This window comes from Bacillus inaquosorum KCTC 13429, from assembly GCF_000332645.1.
In the GTDB taxonomy this organism is placed as follows: Bacteria; Bacillota; Bacilli; order Bacillales; family Bacillaceae; genus Bacillus; species Bacillus inaquosorum.
The window spans coordinates 120,292-138,053 of the sequence record NZ_AMXN01000003.1 but is presented as its reverse complement, the minus strand read 5'-3'; the positions used below and the strand labels follow the sequence as shown (position 1 = coordinate 138,053).

Here is a 17,762-nt window from a genome sequence, read left to right as displayed (position 1 = left end):
GGGAAAGGGGTCGTTTTAAGCAAGTATTGACGAAAAAGGAGAAATTTGAAGAGGAAAAAACGTTGATAATATAGGCTTTTACGATGGCGATTACGATGTGAAATTGCGGGATTTTGAAGTGAATAATGGAAATGAAAATTTGAGCAGAGTGTGGGAATGGAAGTGCTATGGGTACATTCATTCTTGTTTTTGAGTATTTGATGTTAATGGACCTCCTGTATATTGGTAGCGAAATCCCTATATAATAGCTCTTATACCTGCATTTCAGTTACATATAATGGTTATGCTCGAATGCTTTATGGATGCATATATAAAAGTGAAAATCAAGAATATTTTTTAAAAAAGCAGAATAATTTCTGGCTTGAAATGGGACAGATAACTCTGTTTTTGATCGTTATCGTAACAGGAAAAATTAATACGAACACTTATTTTATCCTTAATAAAAAAATGTTCTGAGTGAAGTACTACATATATTCAACCTTGTCTTTAATAATGAAGATGGAGCATCCATCGTTTTTTACTTGGCCATATTTTGATCCCTCAAAGATCTCAACAGATTAACCCTTATATGCAATATAAGGTATGGCCAAGTAATTGTTATTACTCAGCGTAACAGAAGAGAAGGAATTAGGAAAGTTGATATTCATTTGATTTCATACATAAGAGACCACAAGGCAAAGAGTTAAAACTCTTTACCATAAGGTGTTTTCCTTAACCGATTCGCAATAAGCTTCATTAAATTTACTGCAATAGACACCAATACAATGATCAAAGCGATCTCAAGTAAGATGATAAGTAAAATTTTTAAGTTGAGCCTATTAAAGTAATCACCGGTAAAGGAAAGGAGTTGATAAATACCTGGCATTATAAAGATTGCTCCTAAGACAATTAGAGATTTTTTAGAGAAATCCTTAGCATGTTCAAAATTATAAATTATTAAGAATATAAATAGACAAGCTATAGCAATCTCATGAGTCAACAAACCACTTGCTGAAAATCCTTGCACAATTAAGGAAACAATTAATCCAATTATTCCGATTATTTTATTCAAGATAACACCTGCTTTGTATGATCCTAGGTGTCAAATTACCAATTAAGGGGAATTTCTTAAGACGATGTACTTTAAATTTAACTTAAAAAACGTGATTTTAATTAGATTCCAAGAAGTGGAGATAATGAACACAGATGTAGTTGAAGTCAGCAAGAAGGGACATCTAATATAAAGCAAGTTAAACGGAATTGCATCTTTGCGAAAGTGTGTCAAGGAGTTAGAAAAGGAAAATAACGAATTAAGAGAACAATTAAAACTTATGTTATTAATAAATCTAGGAGAAGTAAGTCGTGATCAGAAAAAACCTGATGAGATAGACACTCATCAGGTTTTATTTAGAGTACAACCATTCTATACGGTTCTCTTTGTTTGCAGCTGCAATTTTAAAGACATCCTTTTACTGATGAGTCTTTTTTGAATCAAGAATAAACATAGACGCATCGTGTCCCATGAATATCTTACTTCCTGTATAAAAAGTTTTAAATTGAATATCTCTATACCCTATTTTAGTCATTATGTCGGTTAGCTCTTCTGGTTTAAATCCGTTATGAACGAGATCTGAAACTATTTTTTCATTTTTATTAAAATCTACGATTAGTAAATGCCCTCCTTCATTAAGAACATCAAATAATCTTGATAAAACTAATCCTACATCATGAATATGGAGTAGAACCTGAGACATAAAAATATAGTCGGCATGAAAACCCGACAAACTTTCCTTTTCTATATCAAAGCATAATGTATCTACATTATGAAAATTAAATTCAGTTATTTTCTGCTTTATTTGATTAATCATGTTTTGTGACGTATCAAGAAATAGCATAGATTTAAACTCATTTAACAAGTTCATTCCGACAAGTCCAGTTCCACATCCAAAATCAATAGCATTCTTACTTTTAGCATCAACTAAATAATTACGGATGGCATCTGATGATACCTTTGCAATTTGGATTCTTTCAGAAGTGTCATATGTATTAGCAATCATTTCAAACTTGTCAGTATTACCCATTATTATCTCTCCAATCGTCCTTAATAAATAAGTCTGAACACTACAAAACATGTTCTTATCTAGGATACGATTTTGTATATCACAATTCAACATAACTGCCCTTTAGTTTAGAAACATTCTTCACAATCAAGCTGAACAAAAAAGAAATAGGGAAAATCTAGTTATGCTACTGAATAAATGTTAAACAGAGAAAAGCAAACACAAAACAAATGGGACTCTAAAAAGTTGCTATCTTTACATAAACAGTCACTATTTTACTCAAAGAGAAGCAATTAGCTTTAATCCAGATGGTTTTATTGGTTTTGCAGGATGGGCGGACTCAGGAAACAGACTACCCATTATTAATGCTTTTATTGAATGGGTTGATTATATATGAGTGAAGATGACATCGATAAATAAGACATATAAGGAAAATCAAATGGAAAGGATATTTATATAAAATTTCTCATATGGAGGTCTTTTGTTATGGAGTATCCTTTTAGAAACCTTGTTTTCGAAGGAGGCGGTGTTAAAGGTATAGCATATGTTGGTGCTCTTGAAATTTTAGAAGAACATAAAATTTTAAAAAGCATAAGAAGAGTCGGAGGTACTTCAGCTGGAGCAATAGTTGCCTTGTTAGTTGGTTTGGGCTACTCTTCTTGTGAGATTGAACAAAAACTTAAAGAAGTAGACCTAAAATCATTTATGGATTCAGACAAAGGGATTTTTAGGGACTACTTCAGAATAGTTTCAGATGGGCATGGGTGGTGCAAGGGGAATAAGATATTAAAATGGATTGAAGAGCGTATCGAAGAAAAGGGTTTTGATAAAGATATCACTTTTGGTGAAATTAAAGAATATTCTTTAAAAGAAATGTTCTTTCAGGGAACAAATTTGTCAACATATAGAGTCGAAACTTTCTCTCCTCAACATCCAGAATGTAAAGAAATGAAAATAAAAGATGCCGTCAGAATTTCAATGTCAATTCCGTTACTTTTTGCAGCTGTGAAAATGAATAACTGTTTTTATGTTGATGGAGGTCTATTGTCTAATTATCCTGTTAGGCTATTTGATCGCCAAAAGTACGTTGAACAGTTTTCAAGTGAAATCCCATTATACACTCAGTTTAATGAATCAGAAAATTTTCGTCACAACGATTACATATTTAATTTGGAGACTTTAGGATTTAGATTAGATCCCAAAAGCAATATAAGTATTTATTCAGGACAAGCTTTACCTAAAAAAGAGCATAAAATTGAATCGTTGTTTGATTTCACTTGGAGCATTGTCGCAACTCTAATGGAAACACAAAATAATGTTCATTTATCGAGTAATGACAGTGAAAGAACTGTGTATATCGATACATTAGACGTATCGACCATTGATTTTGAAATTACGAAAGAAAAACAAAATGAATTAATACAGTCAGGAAGAGAGGGGACGATCCGATACTTAGAAAAATATAAAAAAGATGTTTTTTGGAGATGAGGGACAGTTACTTTTCTAGCTAAACTTTAAGATTTCAAAAAAATGCAATGGAGTTTAAATTAACGAAGAAAAGGCTGGGCTAGTTAAAGATAGCCCAGTTACTTTACCAACACCCATTGCTACTTTCTTCATATTAAGATCAGTTCAAGTGTGGGAAAAACAGATGGGCGGTCATATGGAACTGAAATGCAAAAGATAACACCACCAGCATTAATATTATTAAAGTTCACATTAATTTGTGGGCTTTTTTAAATTCATTTCAATTAAAAATATCATTTTATCTTGATTTCAAAAAAGAATTTTTAAACTGTCACCCACATATACAAACCCGAGGAATAATGTTACAAGATAATCTCTTTAGTTAATATGGAAATTATATTGGGGACATACAGCTCTAATGTTTGAGCAGTTAGAAGCTTATAAGAAAGATTCAGTAACTAGTAGAAAGAGTTATTAAGTCAAAATAACCTGGAATGAGGTTTATATTAGAAGGGAAGCGTCCAAAGCAGAAAGCAGAGCGCTTTTTTTAATGAGGAATCTCAATAAAACAGAAATTTGAATCAGAATGGAGTATAAAGAGATAAAAATTTTGGAGGTAAAACGTAATTTTTTTTTCAAAAGACGGAAAACTCTTGAGGGGAATTAAAATTGTTTTTGAGGAATTAAAAAGCAATGGATCTTGTAGCCTTTAAGAGGGAAAGAAACAATACTTTAGAAACAACAACTATTGACATATTTAAGTAAATGGAATAAATTATTGTTTACAAAATAAAAAAACACATAATTTTATCATAACATAAAATATAAAAAAAGTCAATGTTTTTTTTAAAAAAAGCTGCTTTTGAAAGGAAGAGAAGTTATGAACTTATCTCGTATTTTTAATTCCATTCAATTATCTCCCCAATCTAAACCAATAGTGGAACTACTTGAATTAAATGAAAAAACAAAAGAGCATGGCCTGATTTTAACGCCCAACGATATAAAAACGTTAATAGTTTTTAGAAATAAAGTGCTTCATGATCATGGACGTATAGAACTGGGGATTGAAGTATTAAAGGAATTAATTGAGGTGTTTGCTGCCTCCCCCTATACAGATGAGGATAATTATGTTGAAACGTTAAACGAGCTTCAGGAGATTTTTTATTATCTTAGAAATGAAACAGAAGATAAGATTGGGGACATGAAACTGATTCATCAGATGATGGAGTGTTTTAACGGGCCATCTGCCGGATCTTTAGAGTTATTAAGAAGTAAAATGGAGGAATTTGCAGAAAGTTTCAGAAGGGACAAGATGAGAAGTGAGTCTTTAGATAAAGGTGATGAATAACATGGACTTAGATAACACTTTAAATCGTTATAATTGGGTCTCAAATTTTACTATTGATAAATCAAAGTTAAAGCAAAGTCAATATATGTTGTCACTTCTAAAAGAAGGCCAAAATGTTGGAGCTATTACCAGTGAGAAAGCTTACCAGATACAGGTAGAGATGATGCAAATTCTGCAACGATTGATAGATCAGCATACCCAAGGGGAAAGTACGTCAGTGACAACGGAAACGGCGGAAGGGATTATGATTTCCCTCTTGTATGCAATGGATGCTTATGCTCTTCATTTTGAGAAACCTGAAGAGGTTCTAGTACATTTACATTCTGATAGTGTGAAAAAAATATATACTAAAGGTGTCGAATTACTTCATTATTATTTTGAAGAAGCTAAACAATTGTATCAAGACGTGAAAAAAATGAAATTAGATGTTCCTGTTGATGCTTATAATTTAACCATTGACGAATCGCTACCTATATTTATGAACAATTATAATATTATTTTTGAAGCTCAAAACACCATGGCGAGCATTGACTACCCATTAGCCACTGACAATATGCAACTTCAAGGTGTTTTTTATATTAAACAGTATTTAGAACGACTGCTGATAGAAACGAGATTCTGTCACTTTTTTAACCATCAGGATTTAATGTATGTCTTGACAAATTTCGGGAGAATATGTCGCTTTAATTATCGCATTGAACTTTTTAATATTTTTGAGTTAATGATAAACAATGCTGTTTTTTCACTGATATCCGGGAGTGGCGCCAATCAAGTCAGAATTTCTGAAGTTCAATATGACAGGTTGAGTAGGTTGTTAAGTGATTGCCATGGAGATAAAAGGGCAAATTTGATTAACGAAGCATTTGATCAATTACAGAGGGATTTACAAACGGATCAAACGCTTACCAGTTATATCAATTTGTATCGTGAAGAATTTATTCAAAGGGTAAATAACGCTGCGGAAATTGATAACTTCAAAATGTTGATCATCAGGGAAATTGAAGAGAACGAAAAACCAATGGCGTTAATGTTAAATGAAAATGATCGTATGAGTGATATTGAAATTCGAAAATTGGTGGATTGCATCATGGAAAGTGAAAGCATAGTAGAAAAAATATCACTGATTCGTGATCATTTTGTTTCACTTCATGATTATCTGGATTTGCTAAATTCGGGATGTCTGTTTGACGACGAATATAACGCACTTTTTGCTACGTTTGAGAATTTCGAATTAGCTATTTTTGCAAAAATTGTATTTTATGAAGAATTAAGAGGGGGAATTCGGAATTTCTTTGACATCATTGCTGACTGCACTGAAGCAAAGAGCGAGTGGGAAACATATTATATAAAGTTTATCAAGCAATTGGAAGATGAGCGCATTGCAACTGTTGGACACCTGATCGATGATATTGACTATGAGGAGATATCGTTTTATTGAGTAAAGACGTAATTATAAGTTCTTTTAAAAAGGGAAAGCCTAAAAAATAAAGAAAATAATGGGGTTATGTCAACAGTTAATAACAAAAACAGCTATGAGAAGGAGTCTGAATAAAACAGCAGTTTTAATTAGATATGATCTCACTAGTAATATAGCAAGGTACAAGGCCTAATTAAAACATGTATTTTAAGGTGATTTTAAGGAGGGATCTAGACAATGTTGAAGAAGCATACGTTATGAAAGGGGGTATAAGCATGCAAGTTTTAAGGATATTATTTGTTCATGTCTTGTCTGCGTTATCAGCTGCTGTTGTTTATGTTTTTGGCATTGATTATGATGCTACATTCCATACTTCTTAATAAGTGCTATTCTCTTTATCTATTATTTAATCTTTGCTACACCTGTTCAATATCTCGTAAATCGCAATCCAAAGAAGTTTAGTCTGAAATATTTACTCATATACATATTCTTTTCCTTCTTAGTATGGTTAATCTTTGTTGTAACTACTGACCCAAAGACCACCTTAGACTTTCTAATGGGATATGAAATTTACTTATTTAGTGTCTCATTTGCCTCAATCTTTTGGGTCTGGGACTCAGTTTTTCTGCAAAAAGGCAAAAACAGCAACTAAAATGGTTGCGGATAAAAATGGCAAGCTGAAAGAGCTTCATACTATCCAAATGGTAAAGTGAAAAATGAGCACGGAAAGCAAGCAGAAACGGCGCGGCGATCGACATTAATTTAAAACGGAAATAAAAAGAAAAAACTGTACTCGCTTCAAATGAGTACAGTTTTTTTGTGTGCAGACCTTTATATAAGAACGGAAACAATATCCTTCTGCCTTTAATACGCTTCGGTGATAATCCATAATGCCGGCTTTGTAACTTAAGTACTCATAATACCTATCTTAAGGGAGAAAAGAACTCCTATATACCCATTTCGTATTATCACCTTATAGATTTGACCATGAGAGCCAGATGACTTTTCTTTCTAATGTTCCAACAGGGTCAAGGAAAATAAAAGCCTTGGCCATTGATCATTTTAAGTTATCGAAAATAACCTTGAAGTAAGAACCCTGATTAAATCAAATTTAAAGCCCATATTAGACGAAAGGAAGATCAGTATCCGAAAGCTATCCAAGAGATATTGATCATGAGTATCCAACTGTCAGAAAGCTATATAATGATGAAATGGAGCGTTATCCAAGAGAGCTGTTGGATAAGGTATGTACATACCTAAACATCGAGCTGCAGGAATTGCTGATATTCCAAAAAGGTCATAATCATATCGATCAAACAAAGTGAAAATGGTATACTAAAGTTGCAAGCATAGGAAGGAATTGCAAATTTTCTAGGCCTACATAAAATCGTACTTTTATTGAAACTTTGGGAGGAATAGGTTTGGGCATCTTTGGATTTTTCAAAAGAAAAAATATCAAAAACCAACAAAATGAGATTAACACTATTTCTGAAAACATTAAAAGTCAAGTTAATAATGCTTATAGTGATAACAACCAAAATGAGATTAAGGTAAGCAAAAAAGAGCTGCCAAAAAAAGAATATCCAATTTTGGTTCAAGAGACGAGTTTTTCAAGGAAGTTTGAAGAAAAAAATGCATTCTTTGAATATATAAATTTTAAAGTTGCAGGGACTTCTCATTACCAAAGTGATATTAAAAAGGCTATAAAACTTGAAGCTGATAGTATTTTTTTTGATGAAAAATATGATGGAATGACTAATAAAGAGATTCTAGAATCTACCTTCGATGAACCAATATTTATACATCATAATGCTATATTCTCGAATTGTGATTTGCGTTTAGAGGAAGACAACGAGTATGATCCTGAAGCAATTGCTGTCTACGTGAATAATTTTAAAGTTGGACATGTGCCTCGAAAGAATTTTAAGGAAGGGAAGAAATACATTTACGATCTGTTAAAGAGTGACATAAGGTACCCAGCCACAGCAAGTTTGTATGGAGGAAAATATAAAATTAACCGTGATGATACAAGTATTAAAATGGGTGAAACAGATTATAAAATCGAGTGTCAACTCGTGATCAAAACAGAGAAATAGAGAATAAAACTACGATTTTAAAGAGAACGGAGACTTGCCTTCAATATGAATGTTAAAAAAGCTGCAGCTATTTTTTCAATCACTATTCCAATTATCTCAGCTATCTTAATTATTAATTTTTTTACAGCAGTTATTTCAATTCCATGGCAAGGTATGCCGGTGTTTTTTCCATTATTACTTTCCCCTGTAGGAATAGTTTTGACGTTTGTTTCAATAAAGGCAAATAAACGGTGTGCTGTATATGGAATAGTCTTAAATGCAATTATGTTTCTATTTCCTTTTTTCTGGCTTATAGGTGGGACTTTGTTATTTGGAGTTTAAAATTTATAATGACGTCAAAATCGATGTAGATCTTAACAATTGCATAACTGAATGAAACAACTCTTTTATAGAAACGGAAGAATAGCGGAGGTACCAATTTGGGGTTATATAAACCGTTAGACAGTTACGCTTATACATTGGCATTTTCAAGTTTGTCATATGGTTTAATCTTTGGCTTGTATATGTTCGTTTACTCCGGTTTTATGGCAATCGCATTAATAACTATTGGCATCATTGCATTTTACGCTTTAATCACTTACTTGGTGTTTGCAGTCCCTTTGCAAGTGTGGCTGAGAAGAAGGGGAAAAAAGTTTAATTTAATTAATCTTACTATTTACACAGCAGTAGCTTTTTTAGCTGCGTTATCGTTTTTCGTTGTGAATAATCCAACAAATGCTCTTGCTGTGCTAAGAAGCTTTGAGTATTACATATTTAGCATTGTTGCAGCTCTCATTTATTGGTTTTGGGACTCTATATTTCTGCGGAATTAATGGTCACCTTTTATTGGGAGAGGCAAAGGGGCCAAGATAAAAGAAATGTTTTAAACAAATTTAGCAAACAAAAAGAGCATTAAATTAAATGCTCTTTTTCATACCGCAACGCCGGCATTCACACAAGAATATTCCACTCTTCACAGAGCTTTGAACAAAGTGTGATCGCAATTGTCGCAGCGACCGTATTTCACATCTGGATACTCTTTGTAATCATAAACTATTGAAGTATCGTATCCGTTTGTTTCGTATTTCTCTTCCACAAGATCACCCGCATAATTTATTCAGCATACTCAAGAATACCAAATTTCGTTCGATATAGGGAGGGAAACAATGATTGGATTAGCTTATTTTTTCTTTATCTGGCATGGAGTTGGGTTATTGACCGGTATTAAGTTTATTTTTGTTGATCAGGACTATGATGAAGAGTTTAAAGAGATCATGGATCAACAAACATCAGCTGGAATGGAAAGAGATTTGGCCAATCTGTAAAAATAAGCTTAATGTGATTGCCTTTTTCATGTTAATTGGTCTGCTGCCATTAGCAATAAAGATTATAAAATTATTTAAAAGAGGTTGATTTATGCCTTTGCTTGATTATTTTTATGTTTTGCAGTTTGAAAACAAGAAATACTTCAAATTATTTAAGTTAGATGAGAGCGGTTACTTGACATCTGATGACCTTACGGCGCTTCTAAATTGCAAACAATGTATGAAGTTATTGAGGTAGCAAGTGAGCTTAAAACAAAGTGTAATGTCCAATGTGAGGTAAGTGGAAATTCAAGTCGTAAAACGTTAGGGGTGTTACATGTGTATTGGATAGAGTGGATTGAGGACGGGGAAAAGAAAAGCATTGTTGCTGAAGAATGGCTTGAATGGGCTGCAGTACTTGAAGACTTGTATCAAAAGCGGTTTGAGTATGTTGAATGGAAGCGGCTTTAAGCTCAATAATTCAAAGAGATAAAATTTAATCAGGAGGAATCTATTTTTGAAAAAAAGCTTAATAAATAGGAAATTAGATAAGGATATTCAAAAAGAGTTTAACTCCATAGGAAGAACATTTGATTCGTATGTGAATTTTGGAGAAGAGATGTATAAAAAGTTATTTGAGGAATTTAAAGAAGATGAGCTGAGCACTCCCTTATTTACTATCTTTACACATATACTAAATATGATCGATAGCATATCTATTATGAGCAAAAAGGGGGCTACTGAAGGAGTTATTCCGCTATGTAGGTCATTATTTGAAGCTGCAGTTTATTTTGAACATGCTTATACGGAACCGAGAAAAAAAGGAATTATTGCATATTATGTTCATTATATTCAACAAGAGATTAAATATCGAAATATGTTCAATGCCTCTACGAATTCAGGGAAAGAAACATTCAAAGTATTAAGAAAAGAATTGCCACATTTTAATCTTGATGAAAATTCATTAGATAATGATAAGACAAAATATTTATATCAATTTCTTGAAAAAGATGAAGTCAAAGAGGTTAATCAGGATTGGATCGAGAAAAAACCGAAGCAATGGTATTCATTATATACAAACTGTAAAAATTTAAGAGAGTTATCTAGGAAGTTAGAGATTGAAACATTGTATATCATGCTTTATAAAACTGCTTCTGATTTTATTCATGCTGGGGCTACATTAAGGAACATCAAGGTTTCCGATGGAAAAGGAGGGCTTTCAGTAAGGAATTTTGAAGAAATGCCTTTTTACTGTAACATGGCTTTTTTTATAATAAATAGGGTGTATCAATTAATTAGCCTTGAGCAATTTAATCTTTGGTATCCACAAGAAGCACATAAAGTCGTGGCCAGAACTAGTCAAATGCAGATAAAAGCGGAGTATGAAATTGGAGTTTTGAAATAAGCTTATAGGTATATAATTGATCCCTCATCTTAAGGAGATGAGGATTATTTTTTTATCTTTAATTCAATGCTTATTGAGCAAATTAGTTAAAGGGAACTGGTATAGGTTATTGAGCAAAGGGGTGGAAAATTGTGGTATAGTAGTAATAAAATAATCATTTGGTTTAGAATGTGCTTAAAGAAAGAGGTCAAATAGGTCAAGAATTTGGCGCTGAAGAAATTGCCGAATATTTAAAGTCAAAGGGCTATAAACCAAAACTTAATGTTAATCACTATCGAGATCACTTTGGTGGCTCTATAACCTTTTGGCGCAGACTTAGGAGACACTACATAGCTCTTATACAGTTTGATAAGCAAGGGGATGGAGATCCGCTAAGAAGCAAAAGTGGCTTTACCCAATTAGGCATGGATTCTAAAGGAAAAGCAGAGAGAATAATGATTCATTTGGTTGTCCACTTTAACGGATGGTATAGAACCAACAAAGAACCAAATCCTAGAGAAGAGCATTGGGTTAATTTGTATATTAGCTATGATGATCAAATCTAAACATTGTAAGGGGGATTAATAATGACTGAAGACTTTTATTGCGATGAAGTATTAAGCGGTAAAACAAAAGTAAATAAAGTCCTAGAAACTGAGAATGTATTGGCGTATCATCACACAAGACCTTTTTGGCCAGTCCATATTGTTGCAATTCCTAAAAAGCATATCTCTTCTTTAATAACTTTGGAAGAAGAGGATAACGAGCTATTACTTGAGTTGTTTGGTGTGATAAAAAAGGTTGCAACTATGGTAACAAAAGAAAACGGTTCTTGTAGGGTACTTACAAACTTAGGAGATTATCAGGATTCAAAGCACCTGCATTGGCATATAGCTTCGGGAGATCCATTAAGATAAAAGAATCCTTTTAAAGTGAAAATTGTAAATGACCTTAATGCTCAATTAATTTTTTTCTTATTAAAGGGTTTGACATGCAAAAAGAGAATGTCTTAGGGGAAATAACCTCATACGATTTAAAATCAGGGGAAAAGATTAATACAACACCATTAAAAGCGAAAAAAGAATGGGAAATTGCACGGTTTGTATTATTGCATAATGAATAAGATTAGGAGGATATCTCATTTGGGTGGTCCTGTATTTTTAATACTACTTGTACTGCCGGCTGTATCATTTATCTTAGGGATAATAGGATACTTTATTTTCAAAAGAGTATGGGTAACAACTTTGATTATATTTGTACTCTCTTTAGTTTTTATGCTAATTGAAATAGGGTTAGAGCCGACTTTTTTAATCTGGGTGACTATCATGACAGTTGTATGTTTTATATCTGGAATTCTAACTAAATCCATTGGAACTTTAATTAGAGGGTGATAGCAGAAGCGAAGCATTGCAATCACTTTGACAGCATTTTTGTCGTACATTTCTTATCAATGAAACCCTAAGTAATATGGCAACTTTATTTGCTCCTAATAACCCCCCTTTTATAAAGGGGGTTATTTATTACCAACATTTACATCGAACTTTTGTTCTTGTTTATATTGAACAAGGAATGTTTGTTCTGTTGATATTAGAGCGATAAAGGAGTGAGTCAAATTACTTAGAGATCGAAGGACAATCAAATGGACATCAATGATGCTACCAGAACACTTAACACAGCTTAAACAAGACTTACTTGATGTATCAAAAATTGAAAAGCCATCCTTAGACGCTCAACAAATTGAAGAGATGGATATTCTTGTTTCTTAAGCACTTGAATTTAATAAAGAACTGGTATTAAAGCTTTTTAACAACGGGTTCGTTGAAAATGTCGCCGGCAGAGTACGTTACATTAACTTTGAGCAACAAAAGCTTCACGTTTAAGATCAGAACGACAATACAGTATATATCAACATGAATGACATCATAGGAGTTACATACAATGATTGATTACTCACAATTTCAACGTAAGAATATACTTTGTGTCGATATGAAATCCTTTTATGCTTCTGTTTCGGCTGTAACAATGGGGCTTAATCCCTTAACAAGTTATCTTGCTGTTGTAGGGAATACGGAGAGACAGGAAAGTGAGGTATTAGCTGCATCTCCTGCGCATAAAAAAGATTTTGGAATCAAAACAGGGTCGAGACTATTTGAGATACTTGAAGATCCAAGAATACACATTGTAAATCCGTAAATGAAGCTTTTCATCAGAATTTGCAAGAAATAAGCAGACCTTAACGGGTCTGTTGAGCGAGATGACAAAGGAGTTTTCCTGCGTTTGCTCCGAAAAGCTGTTACATGTTATTGTAATGGAAGAAAGATGACATGAGGTGTGGATGTTGGTGAAATCAGTGGATCATCCCTCCTAAAATAAAAATTCCATTATTTTAGGAGGCTAAACATGAATTTTCAAAGAATTGAACTTGAGCAATGGCATAGAAAACCTTATTTTGAACATTACATGAAAGCGGGGAAATGTTCATACAGCATAACGGCTAACATCAATGTGACCGGGCTGCTGAACAAACTGCGAGACAAGAAAGTCAAGTTCTATCCTGCTTTTATTTATATGGTGTCGAGAATAGTGAACGCCCACCCTGAATTCAGAACGGCATTTCATGACGGGCAGTTGGGATGTTGGGAACAGATGAATCCGTGCTATACGATTTTTCATCAGGAGGATCAGACCTTTTCCGCCTTATGGTCGGAATATTCACATGATTTTCCACGGTTTTATCAAAACTATGTGAGGGACATCGAGAGGTTTGGAGACAAAAAAGGATTATAGGCAAAAGAGAATATTCCTGCCAACACGTTTTCCGTTTCCTCAATTCCATGGGTTGACTTTACGAGCTTTCATCTGAACCTGGCGAACAGCGACCATTTGCTCCCTATCATAACAAACGGGAAATTCTTTTCAGATGGAAAAGAGACATACTTGCCTGTAGCACTGCAATGTCATCATGCAGTATGTGATGGTTACCATGCAGGTGTTTTTATCAATGAATTGCAAAAACTGACTGATTCATGCAGGGAATGGCTTGTGCAATGAAATCGTGTGATAAAAAAAGAGGCCTGATATAGGCCTCTTTCAGCTTGTTGACAAAGTCACAAAAAGTGGCTCCATCGACAAGCTTTTTTAATTCATCTAAATCTGGATACATAACATTATCTTTAAGTGCAGGAAAAAGTTTGGAAAACTGTGCGTTTATCTATAGAGTCGATATATAAAGCTTTTAAATAATTAAACTCAGCAATCAAAACATCATCATTAAAGGCTCTAGCTTTTTCGATTCCTTTTTTGTAAAGAATCAAGGCTTTGTTAATATCCTTCATCTTGAAGTAAATCTGTGTCAATGTAAATAACGTGTGAGGGAGAAGGTCGCTTTTATCTTTTTCGTACCATCTTTGTCATACTCTTTCATACTATAATAACAGTTCTCTAAATTATATAATGATGCACCAATTAGTTTCTGCTTGTTTATGGACTTCGAATCGTTTAAGGCTCTTTGAAGATGCGGAACTGCAACAAATGCACATTGTATGCGGCGAACGGAGTGAGTTTTTTGGTCTTTATAAATGTTTAGCTGCTTCAGCATAGTGCATTGATAAATGGGTTTGTTTCATGTGATAATAAACTTCAGCTGGGTTGATCGGAAGAGTTTATTATGAGATTTGACAGGGGTAATCCAGAGGTCAAATAATGTGATATAACTATTCATTAGGGAAGTGCCTATTATAGAATAAAGTAAACTAACAAAAAGAATAGGAGACTAAAAAATGGAATTTTTCATTAGACAAGAACTCACTCATGAATATAATACGACTGAAGACATTGTTAAAAGAGCTTTTTTAAATGAAAAATATAGCGACAAGAAAGAGCACTTCCTTGTTAATAAGATTAGAAAATCAGATGCATTTATTCCTGAGCTTTCATTAGTTGCTTTAAATGGAAAAGAGATCGTCGGGCATATTCTTTTATCTAAAATAAAGATCGTGGATGGTGATAATGCTGTTGATTCCTTAGCGCTTGCTCCGGTTTCTGTTGCACCTGAGTATCAGAGAAAAGGAATCGGGAGTCAATTAATTCATGTTGCTTTAAAAAAAGCAAAAGAGCTTGGTTATCGTTCAGTCATTGTTTTAGGGCATAAAGATTATTATCCAAAGTTTGGTTTTAAGCCAGCTAGTTTATGGAATATCAAAGCCCCATTTGAGGTGCCTGACGAAGTATTTATGGCTTTAGAGTTATCAAAGGAATCTCTCGAAAATGTAAAAGGTGTCGTTCATTATTCAAAAGCTTTTTCAGTGTAAAATCTAGATGGTTGTTTAAAGAGGCTATCCCCGAAAATCTTACTGAGCGTCTTTTTGGTTTAAAGAATAAAAGAAAGCCGCAAGCTTTCAATTATCTTTCACAGGCAAAGTTGTCATGATCTCTGTCCATTTAAGGTTGGTAAGCAGGGTGGGAACTAGGTACTCCATTCGGGTTTCACTCAAAGCAATTTGTAAACGTTTCTGTTTTTCCAGTTAACGCTGCGGTAGAAGTATTACTCAATTTTTAAAGTTGCAGACATATAAGCTACTCTGGCCAATCCGTCTTTCAAAGTGTTTCATGAACAGACTTGCCATCAACATAAACCTAAGCTAACAGCCTTCCATACTGATCTCTGCAATCACCTGTATCAAACTCTAATTGAAGCTTACCGCTTTTAACCAATTCTTTATTTCGTTTAGATGCATTTTCGTCACATGGTTACATAGGAGATCTGTTTTTTAGCTTTTTGAGTGTTTACAGTAAGTAGCGAACTGTATCAAAAAAGGACCCAGCGTCATTAATTGATACGCGACATTTCTTAAATAGTTGAAAACTGAATATACAAAAAGAAGATAAAACCAATATTTATCTCAGATCAGGTTAAATTTTCTGAAAAAAACGTTGAAAAAGCCGACAGTATTTTATAATATTAACTCAAGTTAGTTTGTTTGATCAACAAACTAATGAGCCGAACTTTAATTGTCCATAAGATATGGTCTTTGCTATATATGGATGGAAGGGGGATAAGAGGATCAATTTAATGGAGCTAAACAATATAAAGAACGAAAGAATGAGGTTTTTATCCTTTGCCGGGTATAGAAAAATATGAATTTCCTGCTTGCTGATCACCATTTAGATGATGAAAATGCTCTGGGAAAGTAGATCACTATAATTTTTTTTTGCTCTTTTGAAAGCGCTTTATAAAACGTTTACTGCCCATAATTTCGAGAAATTATTATACCATTTCATACTGTTCCTTATTAAAGGATCGAAAAGGGGAGAAATCATGCTCAGTGAAAATGTAAAGAAGATTAGCATGGTTGAAAAAGTTGGATATGCGTCTGGAGATTTTGCGTGTAATTTAATTTATGCAACGGTGTCTACTTATCTTTTGTTCTTCTATACAGATGTATTTGGTTTATCGGCGTCAACAGCCGGTACGATGTTCTTAGTGGTTAGAATAATTGACGCTCTCGCCGATCCTTTTATTGGAACAATAGTAGACAGAACGAATAGCAGATTTGGACGCTTTAGACCGTATCTTTTATTCGGAGCGTTTCCATTTGCAGTACTGGCAATACTTTGTTTTACAACCCCAGATTTTTCGGATATGGGGAAATTAATATATGCCTATATGACCTATGTTGGCTTGTCGCTTACATACACAGCGATAAACGTTCCGTATGGCGCGTTAACTTCTGCCATGACTAGAAATAATCAAGAAGTGGTTAGTATAACATCTGTTCGTATGTTATTTGCGAATCTTGGGGGACTTGTCGTTGCATTTTTTGTTCCTTTACTGGCTGCTTATTTAAGCGATACTTCCGGCAATGAATCTCTTGGCTGGCAGCTAACCATGGGTATTTTGGGAATAATAGGCGGATGCCTGTTAATCTTTTGTTTTAAAAGTACAAAAGAGCGTGTCGCTCTTCAAAAGTCTGAAGAGAAAATTAAATTATCGGATATATTTGAGCAGTTTCGTGTTAATCGTCCGCTTGTTGTATTGAGCATTTTCTTTATTATTATTTTTGGTGTGAATTCAATCAGCAATTCGGTTGGCATCTATTACGTGACGTATAACTTAGGAAGAGAGGATTTAGTGAAGTGGTACGGATTGATAGGAAGTTTGCCTGCTCTGGTTATTTTACCGTTTATTCCAAGGCTTCATCAATTATTGGGGAAGAAGAAATTACTTAACTATGCGTTATTACTGAATATTATCGGCCTCTTAGCTTTGCTGTTTGTTCCTTCAAGTCATATATACCTCATTCTCTTCTTTCGATTAATTGCTGCTGCTGGAAGTCTCACTGCCGGGGGATATATGTGGGCGCTCATCCCTGAAACAATAGAATATGGAGAATATAGGACTGGAAAAAGAATGGGCGGGCTCATATACGCTGTTATTGGATTTTTCTTTAAGTTTGGCATGGCCTTGGGAGGGATTGTACCAGGGCTGGTTATGGATAAATTTGGATATATGGCAAATCAGGCACAAACTCCCGAGGCATTAACGGGAATTTTAATTACAGCAACCGTTATTCCCGCGATTCTGCTTGTTATAGCCATGATCGATATTAATTTCTATAACTTAGATGAGAAAAAATATAAAAACATGGTTCGAGAATTAGAGAATAGAGACAAAGTTTATTTGGATCATATTGATGATTTCAAGGCTTGAAAAATGATGAGTCAAAAGA

At 33.7% G+C, this 17,762-nt stretch carries 16 protein-coding genes and 9 pseudogenes; 21 read left to right on the top strand and 4 right to left on the bottom strand.

The genetic code is table 11. From position 1 onward, the window contains the following. Positions 1–682: 682 nt before the first annotated feature. Both BSI_RS0121070 and BSI_RS12270 read right to left on the bottom strand, forming a co-directional pair. Entirely contained in the window at positions 683–1,051 is a 369-nt protein-coding gene (locus BSI_RS0121070; protein ID WP_032732027.1) for a YoqO family protein, read from the bottom strand. Between the two features lie 397 nt (positions 1,052–1,448). Then, positions 1,449–2,060, bottom strand: coding sequence for a class I SAM-dependent methyltransferase (locus tag BSI_RS12270; RefSeq protein ID WP_003238309.1), 612 nt, complete (start codon positions 2,058–2,060; stop codon positions 1,449–1,451). A gap of 465 nt (positions 2,061–2,525) precedes the next feature. On the opposite strand from BSI_RS12270, the gene BSI_RS12275 reads away from it, so the two are divergent. The 9 genes and pseudogenes from BSI_RS12275 (at position 2,526) to BSI_RS0121050 (ending at position 9,179) form a co-directional block, all read left to right on the top strand. Next, positions 2,526–3,527: a patatin-like phospholipase family protein gene (locus tag BSI_RS12275; RefSeq protein WP_003238306.1), complete on the top strand. Its 1,002-nt coding sequence runs from the start codon at positions 2,526–2,528 to the stop codon at positions 3,525–3,527. Between the two features lie 859 nt (positions 3,528–4,386). After that, a complete protein-coding gene (locus tag BSI_RS12280; protein ID WP_032732025.1) occupies positions 4,387–4,854 on the top strand; it encodes a DUF6323 family protein in 468 nt (155 codons plus the stop codon). A 1-nt stretch (position 4,855) separates the two neighbouring features. Beyond that, the gene (locus BSI_RS12285; protein WP_032732024.1) at positions 4,856–6,292 is read left to right on the top strand and encodes a DUF6179 domain-containing protein; all 1,437 of its coding nucleotides are present in this window, start codon (positions 4,856–4,858) and stop codon (positions 6,290–6,292) included. A gap of 343 nt (positions 6,293–6,635) precedes the next feature. Further along, complete coding sequence (locus tag BSI_RS23055; protein ID WP_306377803.1) at positions 6,636–6,923, top strand: UPF0715 family protein; 288 nt, start codon at positions 6,636–6,638, stop codon at positions 6,921–6,923. Beyond that, a pseudogene (locus BSI_RS23050) lies at positions 6,919–7,001 on the top strand (hypothetical protein); the annotation flags it as partial. The gene BSI_RS23055 and the pseudogene BSI_RS23050, both read left to right, overlap by 5 nt. A 366-nt stretch (positions 7,002–7,367) precedes the next feature. Further along, positions 7,368–7,596, top strand: a pseudogene (locus BSI_RS0121060) (helix-turn-helix domain-containing protein). A gap of 96 nt (positions 7,597–7,692) precedes the next feature. Further along, a complete protein-coding gene (locus BSI_RS12290) occupies positions 7,693–8,367 on the top strand; it encodes an HIRAN domain-containing protein (RefSeq protein WP_003238295.1) in 675 nt (224 codons plus the stop codon). A 45-nt stretch (positions 8,368–8,412) separates the two neighbouring features. Beyond that, positions 8,413–8,688, top strand: a complete 276-nt coding sequence (locus BSI_RS0121055; RefSeq protein WP_032732022.1) for a YnaG family membrane protein — start codon at positions 8,413–8,415, stop codon at positions 8,686–8,688. 98 nt (positions 8,689–8,786) lie between these two features. Further along, positions 8,787–9,179 (top strand): UPF0715 family protein, encoded by a 393-nt coding sequence (locus tag BSI_RS0121050; RefSeq protein ID WP_032732019.1) that lies wholly within the window; start codon positions 8,787–8,789, stop codon positions 9,177–9,179. A gap of 84 nt (positions 9,180–9,263) precedes the next feature. On the opposite strand, the pseudogene BSI_RS22115 reads toward BSI_RS0121050, so the two are convergent. After that, positions 9,264–9,442 (bottom strand): annotated as a pseudogene (locus BSI_RS22115) (DUF8096 family protein). Positions 9,443–9,512: 70 nt separating this feature from the next. Between BSI_RS22115 and BSI_RS0121045 the strand changes: the two are divergent. The 11 genes and pseudogenes from BSI_RS0121045 to BSI_RS12310 all read left to right on the top strand — a co-directional run bounded on the left by BSI_RS0121045 (position 9,513) and on the right by BSI_RS12310 (position 15,344). Next, positions 9,513–9,759 (top strand): annotated as a pseudogene (locus BSI_RS0121045) (hypothetical protein). Positions 9,760–9,762: 3 nt separating this feature from the next. After that, positions 9,763–9,978 (top strand): annotated as a pseudogene (locus BSI_RS0121040) (hypothetical protein). Between the two features lie 11 nt (positions 9,979–9,989). Then, positions 9,990–10,121 carry a hypothetical protein gene (locus BSI_RS12295; RefSeq protein ID WP_003238290.1) on the top strand — a complete coding sequence of 44 codons (132 nt, stop codon included), beginning with the start codon at positions 9,990–9,992 and terminating at the stop codon, positions 10,119–10,121. Positions 10,122–10,167: 46 nt separating this feature from the next. After that, positions 10,168–11,055 carry a DUF5677 domain-containing protein gene (locus BSI_RS12300; RefSeq protein WP_003238287.1) on the top strand — a complete coding sequence of 296 codons (888 nt, stop codon included), beginning with the start codon at positions 10,168–10,170 and terminating at the stop codon, positions 11,053–11,055. A 170-nt stretch (positions 11,056–11,225) separates the two neighbouring features. Continuing rightward, complete coding sequence (locus BSI_RS0121035) at positions 11,226–11,600, top strand: hypothetical protein (RefSeq protein ID WP_032732016.1); 375 nt, start codon at positions 11,226–11,228, stop codon at positions 11,598–11,600. 21 nt (positions 11,601–11,621) lie between these two features. Then, positions 11,622–11,951, top strand: a complete 330-nt coding sequence (locus BSI_RS0121030; RefSeq protein ID WP_032732014.1) for an HIT domain-containing protein — start codon at positions 11,622–11,624, stop codon at positions 11,949–11,951. A gap of 198 nt (positions 11,952–12,149) precedes the next feature. Next, on the top strand, positions 12,150–12,425 hold the full coding sequence (locus BSI_RS0121025) for a DUF2651 family protein (protein ID WP_050556886.1): 276 nt from the start codon (positions 12,150–12,152) through the stop codon (positions 12,423–12,425). 261 nt (positions 12,426–12,686) lie between these two features. Continuing rightward, positions 12,687–12,980, top strand: a pseudogene (locus BSI_RS22110) (YolD-like family protein). Next, positions 12,973–13,224: pseudogene (locus tag BSI_RS12305) on the top strand (Y-family DNA polymerase); the annotation flags it as partial. The pseudogenes BSI_RS22110 and BSI_RS12305, both read left to right, overlap by 8 nt. A gap of 210 nt (positions 13,225–13,434) precedes the next feature. Beyond that, positions 13,435–14,085, top strand: a pseudogene (gene catA, locus BSI_RS0121020) (type A chloramphenicol O-acetyltransferase). Between the two features lie 728 nt (positions 14,086–14,813). Then, complete coding sequence (locus BSI_RS12310) at positions 14,814–15,344, top strand: GNAT family N-acetyltransferase (protein WP_003238274.1); 531 nt, start codon at positions 14,814–14,816, stop codon at positions 15,342–15,344. 130 nt (positions 15,345–15,474) lie between these two features. Here BSI_RS12310 and BSI_RS22100 read toward each other — a convergent pair. Beyond that, positions 15,475–15,843: pseudogene (locus tag BSI_RS22100) on the bottom strand (thermonuclease family protein); the annotation flags it as partial. A gap of 508 nt (positions 15,844–16,351) precedes the next feature. On the opposite strand from BSI_RS22100, the gene BSI_RS12315 reads away from it, so the two are divergent. Continuing rightward, positions 16,352–17,743, top strand: a complete 1,392-nt coding sequence (locus BSI_RS12315; protein ID WP_003238272.1) for an MFS transporter — start codon at positions 16,352–16,354, stop codon at positions 17,741–17,743. Positions 17,744–17,762 lie beyond the last annotated feature (19 nt).